The sequence below is a fragment of the Beduini massiliensis genome (assembly GCF_000829905.1).
Lineage (GTDB): Bacteria > Bacillota_I > Bacilli_A > Erysipelotrichales > Coprobacillaceae > Beduini > Beduini massiliensis.
This window is the reverse complement of sequence record NZ_CDPP01000004.1, coordinates 365,652-389,211: the sequence shown is the minus strand read 5'-3', so window position 1 is coordinate 389,211 and position 23,560 is coordinate 365,652. Positions and strand designations below refer to the sequence as shown.

Sequence of the window (23,560 nt, the reverse complement as noted above, 5' to 3'; positions counted from 1 at the left end):
ACAAAATCATTCTAAGAGGAGCGAAATTGGCAAAAGAGGAATGAATCCCTATTTTGGTCGAGCAATAAGCCTATCTTTTTAAATTTATGCTTCTTTTGTTAATGTTTATAAGCAAAAAGGAACTGGTTCTGCTGGGTAGAATCAATTCCTTTTTCATCTTTTATTTTGGTTTAGTTATTAAGTTTTTATCTTATGATTTTTTTATTTTTCTTTTTAAGAATAAATAAAGCATGGTGCCACCGGAAAATGCCCCGGCAACTAAATAAAGTTCCAAATCAGAACGATCTTTTGTATCTACTTTATCATAAGACTCATGGTTGGGTTGTTCCGGAAGTGTTGGCGGTATAATCCCCTGTTTTATCCAGCTTGCATAAAGTGTCATCGTTCCGGTCACTTTATCCCCTGTAAAATCCCAAAGTTTGGTCAGTTGTTCGTCTGTAAACCAACCACCAAACAGATAACCTTCCTTGACTGGTGGATTGGGCTGTGTGAGTAAGCTTCCAAAAGCAATACCATTTAACGGTGCAATGAGTGTTCCCCCATTGGTTTCAAAATAGATATTGTATGTATTTATAATCCATTTTGCATAAAGGGTAGTATCTGCGGTGACTTTATCGGCTGCAAAATCCCATGGTTTCGTTAATTGTTTATCTGTATACCATCCAGCAAATGTGTATCCTTCTCTGGTTGGCAAAGTCGGCTGTGAAAGCAAAGTCCCAAAAGCAACATCACTTAGCGGAGTAATCGCTGTTCCGCCATTGCTTTCAAAGTAAACATCATATGTATTTAGAATCCACTTTGCATAAAGCGTTGTATTGCCGGTCACTGTATCGGCTGCAAAATCCCACGATTTGGTTAATTGTTCATCTGTATACCATCCGGCAAATGTGTGTCCTTCTCTGGTTGGTGGAGTTGGTTGTGAAAGCAAAGTGCCAAAAGCAACATCATTTAGTGGAGCAATCACTGTTCCGCCATTGCTTTCAAAATAGATACGATAGGTGTTGATTGTCCATTTAGCATACAGGGTAGTATCTGCGGTGACTTTATCGGCTGCAAAATCCCATGGTACCATCCATTGCTCATCGGCAAACCAGCCGTCAAACGTATAGCCTTCTTTGATGGGAGCAGCCGGTTCACTTGCAAAATGATTATGTGGGATGTGTTGGGAGTCAATGCTGCTTCCGCCATTTGTTTCAAACTTTAAAGTATGCTTTAAAATGGATAATTCAATGATATCTCCATCTGATCTGCCATCAAAATCCCCATTAATATAAGTAAATGGCTGTAAACGAATCTTTGATCCACCATAATCCTCTTTTATTTTTAATTTTAGTCTTACCGTGACGCGATCCCCGTTATCTAATGGAAGCCAAGCATTGGCAGTTGTAAATAACGCATTGCGGATCGCAATATCTTGACGCCAAGGCGTTCCGGGAAGAAAATCTGTAGGTGTTGAAGCATCTTGAATATCCGCTAATTCGACGGCATCTTCCAGATCATGCAGTCCAAAGTAAATAACATTATTCAAATAGGAACTGTTATTTTCAAGAGTGAATAAAATCTCCAGTTCATCACCCGGAAGAAGATCTTGCTTTTTATCAGCTTCTATTTGGATGTCTGTCGTATTGAAGCGTGCATTTGCCTGAAACAAATAATTGGTAATGCTTGGATCATAATAGCTGTTCCCGCCTGGATTCGTTGAGAAAATTGTACGTGTGTAAGAATCTGTGGAACGCATCAGCGACTTATCTGCTGCTACTTTTGTTTGATATATAATATCACCTACATCCAAAGCACCCATTCTTTCAGCACCGTCAAGAATAGAATAACTGACATTTATATTGGAAATATTTTCAAGTGTGTATCCATTATTTTGTGCGAACTGCTGCATTTCATTTTTGCTGATTGTAATACTTTGATCTGTATGTTCTGTAAATTGAGTACGTAAATACACTATATCGACAGGTTTATCAAAGCTAACCCCAGGATTTGGAACAAAGCTAATCGTAATTTTTACATCTGTCTCTCTAATATTGCCACTAACGTCTTTCGCTAATGAGCGGGGAATAATGATAGCTTCAAACTCTTGTGACATTGATGTCCATTCACGATTGTAGTATCCAGCTTGACCGTAGATATCTACGGACAGACTTGATAACTTTTGAAACTGATCTCCTGAAGTGATTTTGTCAAAAGATAATCCGGAAAAAGTATTGGTTAATATCTCTCCAATCTTGACACTCTTTTTATCCATAGTGACGGTAGGAGCAGCATAGACGAGATTCAACGTATCTAAAGAATTGCTGCTGGCATTTGCTATTTTTAAATTAGGTAAAGCACTGATAAGCAGCATTCCCAAAATAATAATATACAAAGCGGTTGATTTCATTTGCTTTTTCATATGTATTCTCCTTTCTAAATAATCAAAGCTGCAGTGCCAATCACATCTTCTTTGTCGTGGGAAAGCTCCAAGATCAAATTATTAATGTCCCCTATAAATGGATAAAAAACTGTTTAGCCTCTTCTTCATCTTTGAATTGATGAGATGTTTTGCTGATATAACGTATTAATTCCTGCCATTCTTTTAATGAATAGGTATAACTGTCATAGTCAGCTGCGACTTTTTGCAGGGAACTTAACAAATAGGGAATATGTAAATCAGAAACATATTCACATCCTAAATCATCGGCAATTACTTCTATTAAATGTTTTTTGACAGCCATCGTTTATTTCCCTCCTAGGTTAAATATGTAAATATAGGTCATAATGTACACTTTATGAACGATATATATTTTGCTGTGAAAATTCATTTTTTTATGAGAAATACGATAATTTACAGCTGTTAATAATCATTTGACTTTTTTTGTCGAATATGATTATATAATAATAGTGTAATCCATCTCTTAATCAGTCAGGTAGTGTACTACTTGATTTTCTTTTTTTATTTATAGGTCATTCATATGTATAAAAATATAGATTTTAAATAGAATAAAAAAACACTTAAAAAAGTGTTTTTGTGGATTGCTAATCAATATAATGGTAAAAAAACAAATAGAAAAAATCTCTATTTGTTGGCAGAAGAATCCTGGATCAGTCTTTGGTTCTTTTTTTATGACATTTGATTTTCTTCATCAACTTTTCATAATTCCAAATCCATATCCCCGGATAAATTTTGTTTAGTGTACGGGACGAATCGGATTTGCCGTTACAATGGATTTTTTTTACTGAGTCCAATGATTCTTCTTCTAACATCAAAAATCCATAACATAAATTCCAAATCTTCTTTTTGTCTTTTGTATTATCATGCTGCATATAGAGACACTCCTTTCAGTTATTATTTTAATGGAAAGTTTCTGATAGATTAAAATAGTCCGATAATTCGGACCACTTTCTTTATTCTAAGTTATAATAAGTATAATAAGAACAGGGGGGCATTATGGAAAAATATGGATGTACAATAAGAAAGATACGGCTCAGCAAGGGATTCAGTCAAAAAGAAATTTATACAGGAATCCTAAGCAAGTCATACGCTATTGATTTTGAAAAAGGAAACTATGATATTAAATTTTCTGTTATGCTTCAAATATTACAGCGTTTGATGGTATCGGTGGATGAACTGATGATGATTCATCATGATTATGGTGACACGAAAAGCGATGGTTTATTGTATAACATAGACGCACAGAAGTTTAAAGCCAATCAAACTTACGCAGATGACATGGTAAGAACCTTGTATGCATCATGGAAAGCTAAAAATACACTGTTAAGTAAAATAGAATATGCACAGGCATCAGCTTTAAATATGCTGTATTTTAGTCCCTGTTGTGAGACGTCAAAAGAGTATCAATGGGCAAAACAAGTCATTCAACGTTATCTTTTTGACATTGAAACTTGGACATTTAAAGAATTTCGTCTTTTTTCTAATATGAGTTTTCTTTTTGGTGATACAGAGGTTCGGACCGATCTTTTTTTACGAGCATGGAAATCTTTGGAAAAATATAAGCATCATTCTGATTTTTCAGTATATCTTGCTCATTTGCTGGCAAACAACTTGTTTCATCTAATCTATACCGCTCAGTTTGATTATGCCAGAAAAGCATTGGATCGTTTGTATGCTTTAACAAAAGAAGAAGAAATGCTGACATGGCGGGTTCTTTTGTTGTTTTTAGAAGGCTTTTATTTATATGCGATAGGAAAAACAAAGCAAGGATTAGAGGAAATAGAAAAAGCAAAGCAAGTCTATCGTTTGACGAAACACAATCAGATGATTGAGCAGATTGATCAAGGATTACTGCTGTTAAAGAAAAAATAGAATGTCTCTTCTTTATAACTCATTGCATGAAGATACGTTTTACATCATACAAATAAGTTTTTTGCCGGAAGTGGGATTGAGACAATATCTTTAGTGGTTTTTATATATAAATATATAATCTTTTCTAAATCTCAACAATAAGTAAAAAAAGTGATTAAAATATGGTAAAGTTTAAAGAGAGGTTAAAAAGGAGGCATGGATCATGATATATAAGACCAATTATCCGTCAGCAGTGGGAAATCTCCTGCTTGTGGCAGAAGATGAAAGTTTAGTAGGATTATGGATTGTCGGACAAAAGTATTTTTTAGGGACGCTGAAAGAGGAACCGGTTGAAAATGAAAATCTGCCTGTTTTTCATCAGACTAAGCAATGGCTGGATGACTATTTTGCGGGGAAAAGACCTGATATCGCTTTCCTTTCATTAAAGCCCAAAGGGTCTGATTTTAGACAGATAATCTGGGATATTTTATGTCAGATTCCTTATGGTCAAGTGGCGACTTATGGGGATATTGCGAAGGAGGCGGCAAAACGTTTAAATAAAAAAACAATGTCTGCACAGGCAGTTGGAAATGCAATTGGCCATAATCCTATCTCTATTATCATTCCTTGTCATCGTGTAGTGGGAACAAATGGCAGTTTAACCGGTTATGCCGGAGGAATCGACAAGAAGATAAAACTGCTGGAACTCGAAGGGATTGATACTAAAGCTTATTTTGTACCAAAAACAGGAACAGCTCTATAATAAAAGGAGACAGTATGGCCTCCTATTATAGTGAGTGTTATTTGCACTCTTGATAAAGACGAGAACACGCTGTTCTCGTCTTCTTTTTGTTTTATAAATAGTTGAGCGCTTCTTCAAAAGAACACACTTTGGCGTAACGATCATTCCATATTTTTGTCTCAAAATAATCAATCAGATCTTTAGCGGAAAGGAAACGATTATCAAATGTAGAAGTCATTTGGTGAGGAACATGGACATCATAGCCCAGTTCAAAGGCAACCTTAATCGTGGCATCAATGCAGTATTCGGTCTGTAATCCGACGATCACCAAATCAGTAATAGATTTGCTTTGCAGATAGGTATGCAAAGCAGTATTTTTAAAGGCACTGTTATATTGCTTATCGATAATCCATTCATTTGCTGCGGGGGCAACCTCAGAATAAATCTGCCAGCCGGAGGTTCCTTTTTCTAATGGAGTACCTCTTTTGTCATTATGACGAATATAAACAATATCCGTCGAGTGGTTCCGAACTTTTTTTAATAATTGTTGAGTTTGATAAATCAAGGTATCTTTTTGATAAGGGTGAGAAAGAATCAAATCAGTTTGTACATCTACAATAATCAGAGCAAATTTTTTCTTCATTATAGATCATGGAAGATCGGTTTCATCTTATCAAATGTACAGATTTGTTTAAAACCAATCTTTTTTAATTCTTCTTGTATTTCCTTAATATGAGCTCCGACTTGTTCTTCCTTATGAGAATCTGAACCAATCGTTAAAATTGTTCCACCAAGTTCATAATACAGTTTCAGTATATTTTTTGAAGGCATCAAATCTTTTAATCCATAATAGAAACTTGATGTATTGATTTCAATGCCTTTTCCATCCTCAATCACTATTTTAAGAATCTTGGTAATAATGTCTTTTGTTTTTTCAAAAGGATATTCTCCCTCCAAGTCGTAACGCTTTAATAAATCTAAATGACCTAGGACACTGTAATCTTTATATACTTTAATTACATTTAATATCTCTTGATAATAACGCTCATTATAGTCTTGTTGGGATCTGCCTTTTTGAAAATCCTGTGTCCAAAATTCCTTATCTTCCACTTGATGACAAGATAAAATAATAAAATCAAAATCATAGGCATTAAATAGTGTCGAAAAGGCAGGAATCGTATGGGTTTGAATGCCAAATTCCATTCCTTGTTTAATCGTTATCTGATCTTTATATTTTTCTTGCAAATGATGAATTTCTTCAAAATAATGTTCATAATCGACATTAGCGACCTTGTTTTTTCTTTCTTCGTCACTCAGACGCATATAATCATCATGTTCAAGCTTAATTCCGTAGTCGACATGATCGGTAAAACAAATTTCATGTAATCCAAGACTAATCGCTTTTTTCACAGCTTCTTCCATCTCGTATTGGGAATCATCACTGTAGTAAGTATGCATATGGTAATCTGCTATCATCATCTTTTCCTCCTGTTATGAGGTTATTATAACTTAAATAATGGAGAATACAGGCTATTTTCGATACTGGTAAATAAAATTACAACAAATTGTTTATTTACTAAGCTAATTTCAATGTGTGAAAATTTTCTGAGATAGAAAATGAAAGCGGTATAATAATAGTTAGAGATTACGGATAGGAGGAGAAAATAGGAAAGATTTTCAAAGAATTTAATGGATTGAAGCAGCAGTTAAGTTATAAATAAGAATTAACGAATTGCTTTTGATATTCAGATGAGCAAGGAGGAAGAAAATGGCTGATTTTATATTTGAACCGTTTAGTAAAGAAGATATTCCTGAAATGACAGCGATCATGACCCGCTCATTTAATCATGACAGTATGATGCACCTTGGAAAAAACGGTGGTCCTACCGGATATGATAACGGAGAGTTTCTGAGAACTTGGGGGCTCGATCCTCATTCTACTTCTTATAAAATAGTAAGAAACAACCAAATAATCGGCGGCGTTATCTTATGGATTAATGAAGATACGCATATCAATACTTTGGGGTTGATCTTCCTTGATCCGATATTACAAGATAGTGGGTTGGGATTACAAGTATGGAATAAAATTGAAGCAATGTATCCAAAAACCGTAAAATGGTGTACGGAAACACCGATTTATTCACGTCGCAATCATCATTTTTATATTAATAAATGTGGATTTCATCTGATTAAGATAAAAGATCCCAAAGATTTGGAAAATGGCAGTTATATATTTGAAAAGGAAATAAAAAAAGGAGGAATTTAAAATGGGATTTCCAAAAGGATTTTTATGGGGTGGCGCAACAGCTGCCAATCAATTAGAAGGAGGATGGCAGGAAGGCGGAAAAGGGCTGACCACAGATGACGTTGTGACAAACGGAACACATACAAGCCCTCGATTAATAACGTTTACATTGCCAGACGGAACAAAAAAAGCGGAACAAATGTTTGGTTTAGGCGAAGTACCTGAAGGGGCAAAATTTGAGTGTCATGAAGGGTATCTATATCCTAATCATGATGGAATTGATTTCTATCATCATTATAAAGAAGATATTGCTTTATTTGCCGAAATGGGCTTTAAATGTTATAGAATGTCGATTGCATGGGCAAGAATTTTCCCTAACGGAGATGATGCAGTGCCTAATGAAGAAGGCTTGAAATTTTATGATGATGTTTTTGATGAATGTTTAAAATATGGGATTGAACCAGTAGTGACTATCTCACATTATGAGACACCATTAGCTTTATCAAATAAATGGAATGCTTGGGCAGATCGCAGAACAGTGGCATGTTTTGAACGTTACTGTGAAACAATCTTTAACCGATATAAAAATAAAGTTAAATATTGGATGACTTTCAATGAAATTAACTGTCTTGGTTTTGGGGGCTGGATGGCTGCCGGAGTAGCATCTAATGATCCTCAAGTCATTGCACAGGCGGCTCACCATCAATTAGTGGCCAGTGCCAAAGCGGTAATCATGGGACATGATATCAATCCTGATTTCATGATCGGATGTATGTTAGGATACGGACCAACTTATCCATATACTTGCAATCCTGATGATGTTTTGGAAACATGGAAGAAATTTAATGGCGTTTATTTCTATGGAGATGTTCAATGCCGTGGGTACTATCCATCATATAAACTAAAAGAATATGAACGTTTAGGTGTGCAGTTAAAGACAGAAGCGGAAGATGAAGAAGTGCTCAGAAAAGGAACTGTGGATTATATTGCGTTCTCTTATTATATGTCAAGTGTAGCTTCAGCAGATCCAAAGATGAAGGAAGAAGCAGAAGGAAACATGATTACCGGAATCAAAAACCCATACTTGCAAGCAAGTGATTGGGGATGGCAGATCGATCCAGTAGGGCTTCGTTTAGCTTTGGACTACCTATATGATCGTTATCAATTACCATTGATGATTGTTGAAAACGGATTAGGTGCACATGATCAAAAAGAAGAAGACGGTTCTATCAATGATGATTACCGTATCCAATACTTAGCTGATCATATTGCGGAAATGAAGAAAGCAATCGATGAAGATGGTGTTGATTTAATCGGTTATACACCTTGGGGATGTATCGATTTAGTTTCCGCTTCAACAGGTGAAATGGCAAAACGTTACGGATTTATTTATGTCAATAAATTTGATGATGGCAGCGGAGATTATTCAAGAGAAAAGAAAAAATCATTTGACTGGTATAAAAAGGTGATTGCTACAAATGGAGAAGATTTGAGCAACGATTAATAGATGGAACCATTGATAATCAATGGTTCTTTTTTTATAAATCACACAGATTACCCATAGCATTCATTTTATCTAAATGTTACAATGATAAAAAAGGGAGGGAGCAGTTTGGATAAAAAGAAATTAGCAATCATTGGCGGCGGTGTTGCAGTGGTTATTCTTTTGACCGCCGGATATTTTTTATTTTTTAATAAACCAGATCCTAAAAAGATTATCTTATCTTATGTAGAAGCATTAAATAACGGTGAGTATGAAAAAATGTATTCGATGATTACGAAAGAGTCTCAGGAAGCCATTGACGAGGAAACTTTCATTAAGCGTAATCAGAATATTTATGAAGGTATCGGCGCAACAGATATCGTGATTACAATCGATGAGGTGGCAAAAGGAGAGAAAGGGAAATCAGTCACTTATCAGACCACAATGCAAAGTGATGCCGGAGAGATTCAGTTTAATAATACGATGGATCTTATATCCGAAGGGGGGACCTATAAAATTGATTGGTGGTCAAAATTAATTTTCCCGGATCTAACAGTAAACGATAAGATTAATGTAGAAAATACAGAGGCAAAACGCGGAAGTATATATGATCGTCATCATAATGCTTTGGCTACACAGGGTGAAGCAGATGAGATTGGTTTGGTTCCCGGAAAATTAAACGATAAAGAAGCCTCAATCAAAAAGTTATCAGAATTACTGAATATCAGTGAGGAAACAATAAATACGGCATTGAACGCTTCTTGGGTACAAGATGATTATTTTGTACCGATTAAAACAATGGTATTGGATGAAGCCTTAGAAAATCAAGTGTTGGAAATCAGCGGTGTACAGATCAACACCACGACGATTCGTACATACCCTTATAAAAATGCGGCAGGCATCTTGACCGGATATGTTCAAAGCATCACGGCTGAGGAATTAAAGGAGAATAAGGGAAAAGGCTATACAGCTAACAGTGTTATCGGTAAGACCGGAGCAGAGTATATTTATGAAGATGAACTGCGTGGAAGCAATGGCTGTGTTATTTCGATTATTGATCAGGATGGAAATACAAAATCAACGATTAAATCAAAGAAAGTAGAAGACGGAAAAGATGTCACCTTAACGATAGATGCCAACCTGCAAGCTACGATGTATCAACAGTTTGGAAAAGATTCGGGAACAGCGAGTGCCATTCATCCATTTACCGGGGAAATTATGGCATTAGTCAGCGCGCCTTCATATGATCCCAATGATTTTATTGCCGGACTTACCAATACCCAATGGGATGCGTTGAACAATGATAGTCAAAAGCCGTTAATCAATCGTTTTACCAGTACGTATGTTCCCGGTTCTACGTTTAAATCTGTGACTGCTTTATTAGGTTTGGAAAATAAAACGATGACAGCAAGTGAAAACTTAGGTAAAGAGGATGGCTTGAAATGGCAGAAAGACAGCAGTTGGGGAAATTATTTTGTGACGACTGTGACCGATTATGGCGATGAAGTGAATTTAAAGAATGCCTTGATTTATTCTGATAATACCTATTTTGCAAAAGTAGCTTGTCGATTAGGAACAGATGCTTATACCAGTGGGTTAGATGCCTTAGGATTTAATGAAAGTTTTAGTGCCGGATTTGATTTTGCAGCGTCAACCTATGGAAGCAATATGAAAGATCAAGTCACGTTGGCAAACAGTGGGTACGGACAAGGGGATATCTTGATTTCACCACTGCATTTAGCGAGTATTTATTCCGCCTTTTTAAATGGTGGGAAGATGATGAAACCTTATTTAGAAATTAATTCTGATCAAAGTGTATGGAAAGAAAACGTTATTTCTAAAGAGAACGCTGAAATCATCAAAGAGGATTTGATTGCTTCTGTAGAAACGAAAGGTGTATCCGGCAGTGATGCTTATATTGAAGGCATGAACATTGGCGGAAAAACCGGAACAGCAGAAGTAGGAGAGAATGAATTAGGTTGGTTCATTGGTTTTAGTGACAACGGGGATCAATCACTTGTGATGGCATTGATGTGTGAAAATGCAAAAGAACAAGGGGGAAGCTTGTTAGCGGTGCAGAAAGTTAAAGCAATATTTGAAACATTAAAATAAAAACATCGGGGAATTTCCCGATGTTTTTTGGTAAAGGTCTATGCTTCTGCGGCAGAATCATTACGATACTTGTCACTGTGATTGACCAAGTCATCCTTATAATCTTTAAATGAAGACTGTTCATTTTGAATTTGAGACTGACTTTGTTGGTTCTTCTTGTGTTTTTTACTCATATCCATTCTCCTTTACCTTTTTAATATGCGATCTTGTCGGAGAGTTATACGTTATAATTGATTAAAAATCTTTGTTCCTACCGTTTTTAAGTAGAAATAAGAAGCCATTACAAGAATGATCATCACGCCTAAAAAGCCATATAAGATCATCATGTTTCCGGTACGAATAAATAAATAACCGGGAATAATGATGGCTGCCAGACCACCGAAGATTGAGATGAAGCTGGACACACTTTGTTTTACGATCTGAACTTCATTTACCCAGTCAAACACCGGAAAGTTGAGATTGATAATCAATCCAAACATAGAGAAGAATAAGATGCAGACAATCGCTAAAACAGCGGTAAAGAGAATTTGCAGAATAGGTAAACGGAAGAAAAATCCCAGAATCCCAATATTGATTAAGCATAAAGGAATCGTGATAATCATATTGACTCCCATTTTTGCTTTAAAGATGGTCATTGCATCGATTGGTAAGGATTTGATAATCCATAATTGGTCACCCTCGATTGAAATACTGGATGCAGTAGTAGAGCCAAGACCAATCGTAGCACAGATAAATAATGGTAAAATACCACTGAGCATCTCCGTAATTCCCGGAATTGCCAGCATTTGCTCAAGACCGTCGATCCCTTTAATTGCTAGGAATACAACCCCAACCGTCTGCAGGACGATTCCCATCGCTGTATTGGTTACATAGATTGTAGATGAGAAATAACGTTTCACTTCTTTTTTGAATAATGTCATAAAGACAGAAGAAGATTTTGTTTCTTCCAACTGATAATGTGACACAGTATTATGTTTTTTCACTAAACTGTTTAAGGTTTGATATTGTTTTGAAACAAACCAAATGAAGATAGTAAAGATTACAATATTCATGGCGATAAACAAGGCCGCCATTGCCCAGTTATTATGCGCCAATGCTTGAATAAACATACCTGTCAACGGATAAAGATGATTGAGTGCATTCGTTATCATTGTTCCAATATCCATCAGCTGTTCTTTTGTTTGTATAGAAAATGATAAATAAATAATCCCTAATACTAAGATAAAAGTTAAGAAAATTGAAATTAAATTTTTGCTTCTGAAAAAGCTGGATACATATTGAATAACAATGCCGACAATACATCCAATAACTAGAGGGATTAACGGAACTAAGAAAGCAAATAGGAAATAAAGAATATAAAACGTAAATGGAACCGATATAAACTGAATATAAACAATGAGAGCAGGAATCATGACAAGCAAAGTGACGATCAAATTGGTTGCATAAAGCATTGCCCATTTACTGATCATGATCGTTTTATTAGAAATCGGCAAAGCACTTAACAGATCGTAGTCCTTACAGTTGATGACCATTCCAACTACTTTATAGATAGAAGTAAACATAATGATCATGGATGCAATCGCCATCATAGCACCTAGTAATAAATCCATTGTTCCGGTTTGATAAAGAATGGGTGCCATCGCATAGAAATACATATAAGCATATACGGTAATGACCGCTGCGGCAATGAAAAGTGTGAAGCCAAAGCCAAATAACTTTAATTTATTTTTTGTGTTTTTTTCATGTAGCAAAGCATTTAAGTTAAAAAGATGAAGGAGATTGATTTTAAGCAATAAACCTAAGTTATTCATGATCCGTCAGCTCCATAAATACATTTTCCAAACTGCTGTTTCCTTTAACTTCTTCCATATCTCCGCAGGCAAGCAGTTCACCGGCCTTAATGATTGCTACTTTATTACATAATTTTTCCGCGACTTCCAAAACGTGTGTGGAAAAGAAAATTGCTGTTCCTTCCAAACATAATTCATGCATGATCTTTTTAAGTGTTAAACTTGCTTTAGGGTCTAAACCAACAAACGGTTCATCAAGAATCAATAGTTTTGGCTGATGGACTAAAGCAGAGATAATAGCTAATTTTTGTTTCATCCCATGTGAATATGATGAGACTAAATCACCAAGATTTTGTTTGATTTCAAATTGAGTGGAGTATTTATCGATCAATTGAAATCTTTTTTCACTGTCAACCTGATAAACATCAGCAATGAAATTTAGATATTGGATACCTGTTAAATGCTCGTAAAGATCGGGATTATCTGGAATATAAGCCATCATTTTCTTACACTCGATGGGCTGAGACTGAATTGATTTACCATCGATCAAGATTTCTCCTTCATCAAAATGACTGATTCCGGTAACGGCTTTAATTGTAGTCGTCTTACCGGCACCATTGTGTCCGATAAAACCATAGATATCGCCACTGTCAACAGTGAGATTTAAGTGGTTCACCGCGATCTTGTCTCCAAACTTCTTTGTTAAGTTTTTAATTTGTAACATAAATGTACCCCCTTATATATTTAGATGATTGTCTAAATATCTAAATACATAGTAGAATATAAAAATTAATATGTCAAGATATTTGGATTAGAATTGTGAACATGATATACTGATATAAGAAAGAAGGATGGAAATGAAATTATCTCGTAATGATACATGCTGGTGTGGCAGCAATAAGAAATATAAGAAATGTCATTTAGAATTTGATGCAAAGCTGGAACAATTAAAAAAGCAGGGATACAAGATCCCTACTAGAAAAATGATAAAAAATGAGGAACAAATCGAAGGCATTCGTCAGGCGGCAATCGTTAATAACGGATTGTTGGATCATATTGAAGCACATATTAAAGCAGGCATGACGACAGAAGAGATTGACCAGATGACGAATGTTTATCTTGCTAAGCATCATGCTCGCTCTGCTGACCTTAACTATCAAGGATATCCTAAAAGCATCTGTACTTCTGTTAATGATGAGGTGTGCCATGGGATTCCCTCTAAAGATGTGGTGTTAAAAGAGGGCGATATTATTAATGTTGATGCGACTACCGATTTGAATGGTTATTTTGCAGATGCTTCAAGAATGTTTATGATTGGCAATGTCTCCAAAGAAGCAAAGGAACTTGTGGAGATTACACGCCTTTGTTTGTATAAAGGAATTGAAAGTGTAAAGCCATGGGAAAGCTGTGTAGGTGATATTGGTGCTGCTATTCAGGAATTTGCGGAAGCAAACGGATATAGTGTGGTACGTGAATTCTGCGGTCATGGAGTAGGATTATCTATGCATGAAGATCCTTACGTGTTTCATTTTAAACCGAATGAACCGACAGAAGTATTAGTGCCGGGAATGGTCTTTACCATTGAACCTATGATAAATGCCGGGAAAAAAGAGATTCACTTGAAAGAAGATAATGATTGGACAGCGTATACAGATGATGGCTCTTTATCTGCACAATGGGAACACACCTTATTAGTGACAGAAGAGGGCGTAGAAATTATTTCAAAATAAAAATCGGGACATCCCGATTTTTTTATATGAGGATACCGTTGCAATGATCAATCTCATGTTGGATGATCTGAGCGGTATAATCATAAAAAGTCTTGATTTTCTTTTTGAAAGCATCATCTAAATACGCTACTTTGATTTGAGGATAACGTAATGTTTCTTTGGTTCCTTGATGAGAAAGGCAGCCCTCTTGGATAGTATAAGGGAATCCCGTTGTTTTAATAATCTGAGGGTTATACATGACAAAAGGACCGCTTTGATCGGCAATAATGATAATATTTTTTAATTCGCCAATCATATTGGCAGCCATGCCCACACAATGTTCGTGATGGGCATTCAAGGTATCCAAGAGATCTTGCGCGATCCATCTATCTTCATAAGTCGCGTCTGTCGATTTTTTATTAAGCAGCAATGGGTCTTTTATTATTTCTCGAATCATCGTTTTACCTTCTCTCCAAGTTTTTGATCTGCCAGTCGATTGGCTCTATTTGATGCTGCACCAAAAAGGCATTGGCTTTAGAGAACGGTTTGGAACCAAAGAAGCCATAATTAGCTGAATAAGGAGAAGGATGCGAACTTTTGATGATTAAATGTTTGGACGTATCAATATATTGAATCTTTTCCTGTGCATTCTTTCCCCATAAGATAAAGACTAACGGTTTTTCACGTTGATTTAAGTAGCGGATGATATTCAAGGTTAATTGTTCCCAACCTAAACCACGGTGAGAATTTGCTTGGTGAGCACGTACTGTCAAGACATTATTCAAAAGCAGAACCCCTTGTTTAGCCCAAGCGGTCAGATCGCCATGATTCGGGATGTAGCAGCCTAAATCATCGTGACACTCCTTATAGATATTGACGAGACTGGGAGGGACGGTAATGTTGGCATGTACCGAAAAAGCCAATCCGTTTGCCTGTCCCGGTTCATGATAGGGATCTTGACCGACAATCACCACTTTCACATCATCAAAAGAGGTAAGATTTAAACTTCTGAATATTTCTTGTCTGGGAGGATAAACCGTCTGTGTCGCATATTCTTGGTCAATCTTCTTTTTAAGTTCCAGATAGTAGTTTTTTTGTTTTTCATGTTCAATTATTTCTTTGAATGTCATGGTATTCCCCCTTATATTTCCTTTTTATTATAACATAAACCAAAGTTTCTTAAAATGTTTTAAAAATGTTAGCGTTTACTTTTAAAATATTACAATATTTATCTAAAAGACGATTGACTAATAATGTTTTTAGGTTTAATCTAATAAATGTTCATATATAATATGAGGGGAGAGAAAAATATGAATGGTTTGATCATACTGGCGATCGCCATCATCGTTCTGGGGGGAGCCTATTTATTGTATGGGAGATACTTGGAAAAAACTTGGGGGATCGATGCAAAGGCACAAACACCTGCCTTTAAAAAAGAAGATGGAGAAGATTATGTACCTACTCCTAAATTAGTAGTATTCGCACATCAGTTTTCTTCTATTGCCGGTGCCGGACCGGTCACAGGACCAGTTATTGCTTTAATGTTTGGCTGGCTGCCGGCACTATTATGGATTTTAGTTGGGGGAATCTTTTTTGGTGCAGTCCATGATTTTGGTGCTTTATACGCTTCGGTTAAAAACGAGGGGAAATCTATGGGTCTGATCATTGAAAAGTATATTGGCAAAACCGGAAAGAAAATGTTCCTGGTCTTTTGCTGGTTATTCACTTTGATCGTCATTGCTGCTTTTACCGATATTGTTGCCGGAACTTTTGATGGTATTGATGCTAATGGGGGAGTCAATACGGTCAACGGGACAACTGCTTCAATATCGATGTTATTTATTGTTGTCGCTATCGTGTTTGGATTGTTTATTAAATATAAAAAGCCTTCACAAATCACAGAATTTATTATCGGGGTTATCTTATTAATTGCCATGATTGCTTTGGGAATCTTATTTCCAATGTGTGTGGATCGCAGTTTCTGGATCTTTATTATCATTGGTTATTTGTTCTTAGCTTCTATTTTACCGATGTGGCTGTTGATGCAGCCGCGTGATTATCTGACGACTTTCTTATTAGTGGGAATGATTTTAGGGGCATTAGTTGGGGTTTTTGCGGCAAATCCTACTATGGATTTACCGGCGTTTACCGGCTTTGTGGTGGATGGGAAGTTCTTATTTCCAACCTTGTTTGTCACGATTGCCTGTGGGGCTGTTTCGGGATTTCATTCTTTGGTATCCAGCGGTACTTCTTCGAAGCAGATCAGCAATGAAAAAGATATGAAGATGGTTGGCTTTGGGGCAATGCTTTTAGAAGCTTTATTAGCTGTTTTAGCTCTTGTCGTGGTTTCTTCTTTAGCAAGCGGGGGAGCTTTGCCAAAAGGAACACCATTCCAATTATTTTCGACTGGGGTTTCCGGATTCTTAGGAAAACTTGGGGTACCGAGTCACATTGCAACGTGTCTGATGGCAATGTCTGTATCGGCTTTAGCCTTGACCTCTCTTGACTCAGTGGCACGTATCGGACGTATGTCGTTACAGGAACTATGTGACAATGGGGGGAACGAAAAAGGCTTAGCGAAGATCTTTAAGAATAAATATGCTGCCACCATCATTACGCTAGTCATCGGATATTTACTGGCTTTAGGCGGTTATAATAATATTTGGCCATTGTTTGGAGCCAGCAATCAGTTATTGTCCGCATTAGTCTTAATCTCTTTATCTGTATTCTTAAAAACAACTAGAAGAAAAGGCTTTATGCTTTGGATTCCGATGTGTATCATGCTAGTAGTGACTTTTACATCTTTGGGACAATCGATTTATGGTATTGTCATGGCATGGATGACAACCGGAAGTATTGATTTGATGACACAGGGATTACAGCTGGTCTTTGCCGTATTGCTTGTGGTATTGGGCGCTGTCGTGGCATTTTCTAATTTTAAGAAACTGCAGGAGGCTTAATAGGGACTTAGTTCAAGTTCCTTTTTTGTTTTGAAAGATAACACAGACGGGCATACTAGAAAAAAGGAATCAAAATGTTCTGAAAATCAACCCTTTTTCATTATTATAAAATTATGGAGAAAATGTGGATAAGAGTGATATAATCGCATTTTGTATGATAAGGAGGAATAGGTAATGAGTTCAAGAAATAATTTGGCAACGGGAAGGATCGGAAAGCTGCTTTTTAGTTTAGCGGTTCCGTCTATCATTGCCCAATTAGTGAATGTTTTATATAACATCGTTGACCGTATTTTTATTGGAAAAATGGCGGATAGTACGATTGCAATGGCAGGGTTAAGTACCGCTTTGCCACTAGTCACATTAATCATGGCATTTACACAGTTGGTTGGAGTTGGGGGAGCACCACTTTGTGCCATTAAACTCGGTGAAAAGAATCATGATGGTGCCGAAGAAATCATGACGAACAGTTTTTCCGCATTGATTATTTCCGGAGTAGTGATTACGATAACTATTTTATTATTTCAAACGCCTCTGCTCACATTATTTGGCGCCAGCAATGAAACCTTAAAGCCGGCATCTGAGTATATTACCATTTATGCTTTAGGGACAGTATTTGTTCAGATTGCTTTTGGAATGAATGCTTATATCAATACACAGGGATTTGCGAAAATCGGGATGTCTACTGTATTAATTGGCGCTATTATTAATATTACCTTAGATCCTGTGTTCATCTTTGGTTTTGGTTTGGGGGTAAAAGGGGCAGCATTAGCGACCATTATCTCTCAAGGGGTATCCGCTTTATGGGTACTGCAATTCTTATTTTCTAAGAACAGTACGATCAAAATTCGCAAGCAATATATTATCCCTAAGTTAAAAGTACTGATCCCAATCGTTTCATTGGGAGTCTCTCCTTTTGTGATGGCATCAACAGAGAGTTTATTGCAGATTTCTTTTATTAATCAGCTATCGGTTTACGGTGGTACTCTAGCGGTAGCCAGCATGGCAATCTTAAATAGTATCTGGCAGTTTATATCGATGCCGATGATGGGGTTATGTCAAGGGGCGCAGCCGATTATGAGTTATAACTATGGCGCTAAAAACTATGAGCGTGTTCGTCAGACGTTTAAACTTACGTTCAAATGTTGTTTAGGGTTATCTTTTACTTTTGGTGGATTATTTATCATTTTTGCCACACCGTTAGTCTCTATTTTTACCAGTGATCCAACGACGATTCGCTTTGCCAGCTGGGCATTGCGAATCTATGTATGCGGTGGAATGGTAATGGGAGCACAAAATGCCTGTCAACAGTCTTTCATGGCGTTGGGTCAAGCCAAGATTTCATTAGTCATGGCCTTAACCCGAAAAGTTTTCTTGTTGATTCCGTTAATCTATGTACTTCCAATCGTGATGGGAAACAGCTCTATTGCGATGAATTTGGCACAGCCTGTCGCTGACTTAGTTCAACATGCCGGAAAGGTTTTTGCTATCTACTTTGCAGAACCGGTATCGGATACATTAGCCTCATTGATTACCACTTTGATGTTTGTCCGTTTCTATCGCAAACATTTATCCAAAACAGCATTAGCACATGAAACTGAACAATAACGTTCAGTTTTTTATTTTTTATGGTAGACTAATAAAGAGGTGGAACATATGAAAAAAATCTTAATCGTAGAAGACGATGAAAAATTAGCAAATGAACTCAAAATATTTTTAAACCGGCAAGGGTATCAAGCAGAATATCTGAAGGATTTTAGTGACCCGCTCAACAGTATATTAGAAAGCCACAGTGATTTGGTTTTATTGGATATCAATCTTCCTCATCATGACGGGCAGTTTCTTTGTAAAGAAGTTCGCAAAACATCAGAACTGCCGATTATCGTTATCACAAGTAAGAATAATGAACTGGATGAATTAATCAGTATGAACTATGGAGCAGATGATTTTGTGACAAAACCGTTTAATACGCAGATCTTATTAGCCCGTATTCAAGCAGTTTTAAAAAGAAGCCAGCCGATTGTCAATCAGCTTAACTACCGTGATTTCACATTGGATTTAAGCCGTTATACGATCGAAAGAGGCCATCAGGAACTTGAACTTACCAAGAATGAGTTTAAAATTTTATATTGCCTGCTGAATCGTCAGGGGACAATTGTTTCAAGAGAAGAAATCATGTCTTATCTGTGGGACAGTGAGTTATTTGTAGATGACAATACATTGACTGTGAATATTAATCGATTACGCCGTAAACTAGAAGATATCGGCTTAAAGGACATTATCACGACAAGACGTGGTTATGGGTATATTTTAGAATGAAGTGGCGCACTTATCTTTACGAACACATGCTCCACTTACTGATTATGGCTTTTGTCATCTTTACGATTGAAATTTTTCTGATGATTGCTTCTGTTCGTTTATTTATCCATTTGTATTTAGGTATTTCCTTGATGGGAGGGTATCTGCTTTGTTTGTATTTGGATTATAAAAAACAGGAACGCTATTTTCATCTCCTGTTTAAACACTTGGAACAGCTCGATCAAAAATATTTGCTGCCAGAAGTATTGGAAAAAGGATCAGACCAGCTTCAACGCCTATATAAAGAAGTGCTGTATACGATGGAGAGTTCCATGATAGCGAAAGTGAACCGCTATCAAAATATCAGCAGAGAATATAAAGAATATATTGAATTATGGATTCATGAAGTCAAAACCCCTATTGCGACCAGCAAGATGATTATTGAAAATAATCCGACACCGGTTACCCGCAATATTAACGAAGAATTGCACAAGGTGGAAAACTATGTTGAACAAGCTTTGTTTTATGCCCGCAGCTCAGATGTTGAAAAGGATTTTACGATCAAAGAAATGAATCTTAAACAGGCAGTTAATAATGTGATTAAACGCAACAAAACAGATTTTATTAACCGCAATATCAAAATAGAATTAAAACACTTGGATCAAATCGTGTACAGTGATCCTAAGTGGGTTGAATTTATTTTGCATCAAATTATTGGGAATGCGATCAAATATGCAGATAAACCCGATGCAGTCGTATCGATCGATTCATTGATGTATGCCAACCAAATACGTTTGATGATCAAAGACAACGGCTGTGGAATATTACCGCAGGATCTGAATCGTGTCTTTGAAAAAGGGTTTACCGGGAGTAATCAGCGAGATAATAAAAAAGCAACCGGTTTAGGGTTATATCTTTCTAAAAAGTTGTGTGAACGAATCGGTCTGGATTTAAAAATCGAGTCGATTAAAGATAAATATACGATGCTGACGATGATCTTCCCCGTTGGCAATATGACAAAAATGTAAGATAACTGTAAGCCTAATCGATGGCTCCTATACAGTAAGATGGGTAGAATATAGGTGTAAAAAGGAAGGAGCAATCATTATGGAACAAGTTTTACAAGTCAATAAAATAGAAAAATATTATGGGAATAAAGGAAATCTGACCAAAGCAATCAACCAGATCAGTTTCTCTATTTCAAAAGGGGAATTTGTTGGAATCATGGGAGCTTCCGGGTCAGGGAAAACAACCTTACTAAACTGTATCTCTACAATTGATCGGGTTTCGGCAGGAAGCATTATGATTAACGGTAAAGATATTACTAAAATGAAAAAATCACAGCTGATCAAGTTTCGCCGTGAAGAATTAGGCTTTATCTTTCAAGACTTTAATCTGTTAGATACATTAACCGCTTATGAAAATATCGCTTTAGCCTTAACGATCCAAAAAGTAAATGCTTCTTTAATACAAAATCGTGTAAAAGAAGTCGCACAGCGATTAGGAATCGAAGAAATTTTAAATAAATATCCTTATCAATTATCAGGCGGACAAAAGCAAAGGGTAGCAAGTGCCCGTGCAATCATTTCCAACCCTAAATTAATCTTAGCCGATGAACCAACCGGAGCATTGGACTCAAAATCCGCTCGCATGCTTTTGGAAAGTTTTGAAGATCTGAACCGAAGTTTAGACGCAACAATCTTAATGGTAACGCATGATGCCTTTAGTGCCAGCTATGCGCATCGTATCATCTTTATTAAAGATGGGGAAATCTTTAATGAACTTGTCAGAGGAAATGACTCGCGTAAGGAATTCTTTGATAAGATCATCGAAGTAGTAACCCTATTAGGTGGTGAATTGAACGATGTTATTTAAACTATCGATTCGCAATATGCGAAAAAGCATTAAAGACTACATGATTTATTTCATGACCCTTGTGTTAGGGGTAGCGGTCTTCTATGTGTTTAACTCATTGGAATCCCAGCAGGCGATGTTAAGTATCAGCAATGATACACGTGAAATTGTCGCACTGATTACAGAAATGATTAATTATGTTTCAGTCTTTGTCTCCATTATTTTAGGGTTCTTAATTGTTTATGCCAATAACTTTTTAATTAAGCGACGTAAAAAAGAGTTTGGTGTCTATATGACATTAGGAATGGGAAAGAAAAATATTTCCGTTATCCTTTTAGTCGAAACGATTTTAATCGGGCTGTTGTCATTGGTGATTGGATTGATCATTGGAATCTTTGCTTCTCAGTTGACTTCTATTATTGTAGCAAAAATGTTTAGTGCCGATATGAGCCATTATCAGTTTGTTTATTCAAGTGCAGCGACATTTAAGTCTATTTTATATTTTGGCATTATCTATTTAATCGTCATGGTGTTCAATATGATTTCTATAGGTCGTTATCAATTAATCGATCTGCTTCAGGCTCATCGTAAAAATGAAAGTATCAAAACTAAAAATTTAGGAATTTGTGTTTTATTATTCTTAGTATCTGTGGGGATGCTGGCATTTGCATATTATCAAGTGACTCAAGTTTTTAACGGATCACAGATTGAACTGTTAGGTCAAATGATTTTAGTTGGTTGTGTAGGCACCTTCTTATTGTTTTATTCTTTATCAGGATTTATTTTACGTGTCGTTCAAATGAACAAGGGACATTATTTAAAAGGATTAAACTGCTTTGTTTTACGTCAGATGAATGCCACGATCAATACCACTGTTGTTTCAATCAGCATTATTTGTTTGCTTCAGTTCTTTACCATTTGTATATTGTCAACAGCGTTTGCCATCAATGAAACCATTAAGAAAGATTTAAGAGATTTGAATCCGGTTGATGTGTCGATTACATCTTATGTGTCAATGAATGAAGGGATTCAGGGAAATGAATCCGATGTATTTGATGTATTAAACAAGGTGGACATTACTTCTGCAGACTTTTCCGAATATACGTTTGCGAATGTGTATAATGCCAATGTGTATATGAAAGATTCATTGGCACCCATCGTTGATGAAATTCATGACAGTTTCCCTTACTTGCAGTTAGATGATGCAGAAGAAACGTTCATGAGTGTCAGCGACTACAATAAGATTGCTAAACAATTCGGGAATGAACAAATCGAATTAGCAAATAACCAATATGCGGCTATCTGTGATTATGACAATATGAAGAACTTACGAGATAAATCTCTTTCTAAAGGAACTCCGATTACAATTAACGGTCAGTCATTAGTACCGAAGTATGATCATTGTATTTATGGTTTTGTGGTCAATTCTGCATCTCATATGAATATGGGAATCATTGTTGTCCCCGATCAGTTTGTAATGAATATGGAACTTAGAGCGATGCATTTTAATGCTGACTATGCAGGCGATCAAGAACATACAAAATTGATGGAAGAAAGATTTAGAACCCTCGAAGAAAACGGTGATTTAGCTTATACGGTATATTCACGTATTGCTATGGCGGAAAATGCGACCGGATTAACGGCTCTCTTTGTATTCATTGGGTTGTATTTAGGTATTATTTTCCTAATTTCCGGAGCTGCTATCTTGGCATTAAAACAATTATCAGAAAGTTCGGATAACGTAGAACGCTATAAGATATTAAGAAAGATCGGAACGAGCGAGCGGATGATTAATCATTCTTTGTTTGTACAAATCGGAATCTTCTTTGCGATGCCGTTAAGCTTAGCTTGTATTCATTCTATCTTTGGTATTCAGGTGGCCAATAAGCTTTTAGCCTTATTTAATCAAAATGATATGCTGGCACCGATTGCTATTACGGCAATATTTATTATCATGATTTATGGCAGCTACTTTGTGATTACTTATTTGGGCAGCCGTTCGATTATAAAAGAAGACAGCATGGTGTAAAAGTCATAGAAATATGACTTTTCATTTGTCTAAGGCAATTTTGTTTGGCG

Annotated in this window: 22 protein-coding genes; 12 read left to right on the top strand and 10 right to left on the bottom strand. The window is 36.3% G+C overall.

Translation table 11 applies throughout. From position 1 onward, the window contains the following. Positions 1 to 190: 190 nt before the first annotated feature. The 3 genes from BN1225_RS05685 to BN1225_RS05675 all read right to left on the bottom strand — a co-directional run bounded on the left by BN1225_RS05685 (position 191) and on the right by BN1225_RS05675 (position 3,312). Entirely contained in the window at positions 191 to 2,401 is a 2,211-nt protein-coding gene (locus BN1225_RS05685; RefSeq protein WP_041138826.1) for an InlB B-repeat-containing protein, read from the bottom strand. Positions 2,402 to 2,492: 91 nt separating this feature from the next. Then, the gene (locus tag BN1225_RS05680) at positions 2,493 to 2,723 is read right to left on the bottom strand and encodes a hypothetical protein (RefSeq protein WP_041138825.1); all 231 of its coding nucleotides are present in this window, start codon (positions 2,721 to 2,723) and stop codon (positions 2,493 to 2,495) included. 367 nt (positions 2,724 to 3,090) lie between these two features. Beyond that, positions 3,091 to 3,312 carry a hypothetical protein gene (locus BN1225_RS05675; protein ID WP_041138824.1) on the bottom strand — a complete coding sequence of 74 codons (222 nt, stop codon included), beginning with the start codon at positions 3,310 to 3,312 and terminating at the stop codon, positions 3,091 to 3,093. Positions 3,313 to 3,436: 124 nt separating this feature from the next. On the opposite strand from BN1225_RS05675, the gene BN1225_RS05670 reads away from it, so the two are divergent. Further along, positions 3,437 to 4,312: an Rgg/GadR/MutR family transcriptional regulator gene (locus BN1225_RS05670; protein WP_041138823.1), complete on the top strand. Its 876-nt coding sequence runs from the start codon at positions 3,437 to 3,439 to the stop codon at positions 4,310 to 4,312. A gap of 202 nt (positions 4,313 to 4,514) precedes the next feature. Continuing rightward, complete coding sequence (locus tag BN1225_RS05665; protein WP_041138822.1) at positions 4,515 to 5,054, top strand: methylated-DNA--[protein]-cysteine S-methyltransferase; 540 nt, start codon at positions 4,515 to 4,517, stop codon at positions 5,052 to 5,054. 91 nt (positions 5,055 to 5,145) lie between these two features. On the opposite strand, the gene BN1225_RS05660 is transcribed toward BN1225_RS05665, so the two are convergent. Both BN1225_RS05660 and BN1225_RS05655 read right to left on the bottom strand, forming a co-directional pair. Then, entirely contained in the window at positions 5,146 to 5,676 is a 531-nt protein-coding gene (locus BN1225_RS05660; protein WP_041138821.1) for a cysteine hydrolase family protein, read from the bottom strand. Then, on the bottom strand, positions 5,676 to 6,512 hold the full coding sequence (locus tag BN1225_RS05655; protein WP_443984281.1) for a histidinol-phosphatase HisJ family protein: 837 nt from the start codon (positions 6,510 to 6,512) through the stop codon (positions 5,676 to 5,678). Before BN1225_RS05655 ends, BN1225_RS05660 begins: the two co-directional genes overlap by 1 nt. Positions 6,513 to 6,801: 289 nt before the next feature. Here BN1225_RS05655 and BN1225_RS05650 point away from each other — a divergent pair, with 289 nt between their 5' ends. From BN1225_RS05650 to BN1225_RS05640, 3 genes are all read left to right on the top strand, one after another. Further along, positions 6,802 to 7,299: a GNAT family N-acetyltransferase gene (locus BN1225_RS05650; protein WP_041138820.1), complete on the top strand. Its 498-nt coding sequence runs from the start codon at positions 6,802 to 6,804 to the stop codon at positions 7,297 to 7,299. A gap of 1 nt (position 7,300) precedes the next feature. Next, on the top strand, positions 7,301 to 8,782 hold the full coding sequence (locus tag BN1225_RS05645) for a 6-phospho-beta-glucosidase (RefSeq protein ID WP_041138819.1): 1,482 nt from the start codon (positions 7,301 to 7,303) through the stop codon (positions 8,780 to 8,782). Between the two features lie 108 nt (positions 8,783 to 8,890). After that, positions 8,891 to 10,873: a penicillin-binding transpeptidase domain-containing protein gene (locus tag BN1225_RS05640; RefSeq protein ID WP_041138818.1), complete on the top strand. Its 1,983-nt coding sequence runs from the start codon at positions 8,891 to 8,893 to the stop codon at positions 10,871 to 10,873. Between the two features lie 38 nt (positions 10,874 to 10,911). On the opposite strand, the gene BN1225_RS15040 is transcribed toward BN1225_RS05640, so the two are convergent. From BN1225_RS15040 to BN1225_RS05630, 3 genes are read right to left on the bottom strand one after another with little or no spacing between them, the layout of a single operon-like run. Further along, on the bottom strand, positions 10,912 to 11,046 hold the full coding sequence (locus BN1225_RS15040) for a hypothetical protein (RefSeq protein ID WP_278247260.1): 135 nt from the start codon (positions 11,044 to 11,046) through the stop codon (positions 10,912 to 10,914). 51 nt (positions 11,047 to 11,097) lie between these two features. Next, positions 11,098 to 12,684 carry a hypothetical protein gene (locus tag BN1225_RS05635; RefSeq protein ID WP_041138817.1) on the bottom strand — a complete coding sequence of 529 codons (1,587 nt, stop codon included), beginning with the start codon at positions 12,682 to 12,684 and terminating at the stop codon, positions 11,098 to 11,100. Beyond that, positions 12,677 to 13,387: an ABC transporter ATP-binding protein gene (locus tag BN1225_RS05630; protein ID WP_041138816.1), complete on the bottom strand. Its 711-nt coding sequence runs from the start codon at positions 13,385 to 13,387 to the stop codon at positions 12,677 to 12,679. The genes BN1225_RS05635 and BN1225_RS05630 overlap by 8 nt, the downstream gene beginning before the upstream one ends. 133 nt (positions 13,388 to 13,520) lie before the next feature. Between BN1225_RS05630 and BN1225_RS05625 the strand changes: the two genes are divergently transcribed. Then, complete coding sequence (locus BN1225_RS05625) at positions 13,521 to 14,393, top strand: methionyl aminopeptidase (RefSeq protein WP_041138815.1); 873 nt, start codon at positions 13,521 to 13,523, stop codon at positions 14,391 to 14,393. 22 nt (positions 14,394 to 14,415) lie between these two features. Here the strand turns inward: BN1225_RS05625 and BN1225_RS05620 are convergent, their stop codons facing one another. Both BN1225_RS05620 and BN1225_RS05615 read right to left on the bottom strand, forming a co-directional pair. Continuing rightward, positions 14,416 to 14,829 (bottom strand): peptide deformylase, encoded by a 414-nt coding sequence (locus BN1225_RS05620; RefSeq protein WP_041138814.1) that lies wholly within the window; start codon positions 14,827 to 14,829, stop codon positions 14,416 to 14,418. 4 nt (positions 14,830 to 14,833) lie between these two features. Then, positions 14,834 to 15,502: a uracil-DNA glycosylase gene (locus BN1225_RS05615; protein ID WP_041138813.1), complete on the bottom strand. Its 669-nt coding sequence runs from the start codon at positions 15,500 to 15,502 to the stop codon at positions 14,834 to 14,836. 180 nt (positions 15,503 to 15,682) lie between these two features. Here BN1225_RS05615 and BN1225_RS05610 point away from each other — a divergent pair, with 180 nt between their 5' ends. The 6 genes from BN1225_RS05610 to BN1225_RS05585 all read left to right on the top strand — a co-directional run bounded on the left by BN1225_RS05610 (position 15,683) and on the right by BN1225_RS05585 (position 23,510). After that, on the top strand, positions 15,683 to 17,332 hold the full coding sequence (locus BN1225_RS05610; protein ID WP_041138812.1) for a carbon starvation CstA family protein: 1,650 nt from the start codon (positions 15,683 to 15,685) through the stop codon (positions 17,330 to 17,332). A 174-nt stretch (positions 17,333 to 17,506) separates the two neighbouring features. Beyond that, positions 17,507 to 18,937 carry an MATE family efflux transporter gene (locus BN1225_RS05605; RefSeq protein WP_041138811.1) on the top strand — a complete coding sequence of 477 codons (1,431 nt, stop codon included), beginning with the start codon at positions 17,507 to 17,509 and terminating at the stop codon, positions 18,935 to 18,937. Between the two features lie 48 nt (positions 18,938 to 18,985). Then, the gene (locus BN1225_RS05600) at positions 18,986 to 19,648 is read left to right on the top strand and encodes a response regulator transcription factor (RefSeq protein WP_041138810.1); all 663 of its coding nucleotides are present in this window, start codon (positions 18,986 to 18,988) and stop codon (positions 19,646 to 19,648) included. Continuing rightward, a complete protein-coding gene (locus BN1225_RS05595; protein WP_041138809.1) occupies positions 19,645 to 20,655 on the top strand; it encodes a sensor histidine kinase in 1,011 nt (336 codons plus the stop codon). The genes BN1225_RS05600 and BN1225_RS05595 overlap by 4 nt, the downstream gene beginning before the upstream one ends. Positions 20,656 to 20,734: 79 nt before the next feature. Continuing rightward, entirely contained in the window at positions 20,735 to 21,502 is a 768-nt protein-coding gene (locus BN1225_RS05590) for an ABC transporter ATP-binding protein (RefSeq protein WP_041138808.1), read from the top strand. Continuing rightward, positions 21,492 to 23,510 carry an FtsX-like permease family protein gene (locus BN1225_RS05585; RefSeq protein WP_041138807.1) on the top strand — a complete coding sequence of 673 codons (2,019 nt, stop codon included), beginning with the start codon at positions 21,492 to 21,494 and terminating at the stop codon, positions 23,508 to 23,510. Before BN1225_RS05590 ends, BN1225_RS05585 begins: the two co-directional genes overlap by 11 nt. Positions 23,511 to 23,560: the final 50 nt, after the last annotated feature.

Coding starts and splice junctions, on each gene's coding strand:
- BN1225_RS05615 (WP_041138813.1), bottom strand. CDS start 15,502: ATGACATTCAAAGAAATAATTGAACATGAAAAACAAAAAAACTACTAT.
- BN1225_RS05630 (WP_041138816.1), bottom strand. CDS start 13,387: ATGTTACAAATTAAAAACTTAACAAAGAAGTTTGGAGACAAGATCGCG.
- BN1225_RS05635 (WP_041138817.1), bottom strand. CDS start 12,684: ATGAATAACTTAGGTTTATTGCTTAAAATCAATCTCCTTCATCTTTTT.
- BN1225_RS05685 (WP_041138826.1), bottom strand. CDS start 2,401: ATGAAAAAGCAAATGAAATCAACCGCTTTGTATATTATTATTTTGGGA.
- BN1225_RS05620 (WP_041138814.1), bottom strand. CDS start 14,829: ATGATTCGAGAAATAATAAAAGACCCATTGCTGCTTAATAAAAAATCG.
- BN1225_RS05660 (WP_041138821.1), bottom strand. CDS start 5,676: ATGAAGAAAAAATTTGCTCTGATTATTGTAGATGTACAAACTGATTTG.
- BN1225_RS05655 (WP_443984281.1), bottom strand. CDS start 6,512: ATGATGATAGCAGATTACCATATGCATACTTACTACAGTGATGATTCC.
- BN1225_RS05645 (WP_041138819.1), top strand. CDS start 7,301: ATGGGATTTCCAAAAGGATTTTTATGGGGTGGCGCAACAGCTGCCAAT.
- BN1225_RS05600 (WP_041138810.1), top strand. CDS start 18,986: ATGAAAAAAATCTTAATCGTAGAAGACGATGAAAAATTAGCAAATGAA.
- BN1225_RS05670 (WP_041138823.1), top strand. CDS start 3,437: ATGGAAAAATATGGATGTACAATAAGAAAGATACGGCTCAGCAAGGGA.
- BN1225_RS05625 (WP_041138815.1), top strand. CDS start 13,521: ATGAAATTATCTCGTAATGATACATGCTGGTGTGGCAGCAATAAGAAA.
- BN1225_RS05590 (WP_041138808.1), top strand. CDS start 20,735: ATGGAACAAGTTTTACAAGTCAATAAAATAGAAAAATATTATGGGAAT.
- BN1225_RS05665 (WP_041138822.1), top strand. CDS start 4,515: ATGATATATAAGACCAATTATCCGTCAGCAGTGGGAAATCTCCTGCTT.
- BN1225_RS05650 (WP_041138820.1), top strand. CDS start 6,802: ATGGCTGATTTTATATTTGAACCGTTTAGTAAAGAAGATATTCCTGAA.
- BN1225_RS05675 (WP_041138824.1), bottom strand. CDS start 3,312: ATGCAGCATGATAATACAAAAGACAAAAAGAAGATTTGGAATTTATGT.
- BN1225_RS05605 (WP_041138811.1), top strand. CDS start 17,507: ATGAGTTCAAGAAATAATTTGGCAACGGGAAGGATCGGAAAGCTGCTT.
- BN1225_RS05680 (WP_041138825.1), bottom strand. CDS start 2,723: ATGGCTGTCAAAAAACATTTAATAGAAGTAATTGCCGATGATTTAGGA.
- BN1225_RS15040 (WP_278247260.1), bottom strand. CDS start 11,046: ATGAGTAAAAAACACAAGAAGAACCAACAAAGTCAGTCTCAAATTCAA.
- BN1225_RS05595 (WP_041138809.1), top strand. CDS start 19,645: ATGAAGTGGCGCACTTATCTTTACGAACACATGCTCCACTTACTGATT.
- BN1225_RS05585 (WP_041138807.1), top strand. CDS start 21,492: ATGTTATTTAAACTATCGATTCGCAATATGCGAAAAAGCATTAAAGAC.
- BN1225_RS05610 (WP_041138812.1), top strand. CDS start 15,683: ATGAATGGTTTGATCATACTGGCGATCGCCATCATCGTTCTGGGGGGA.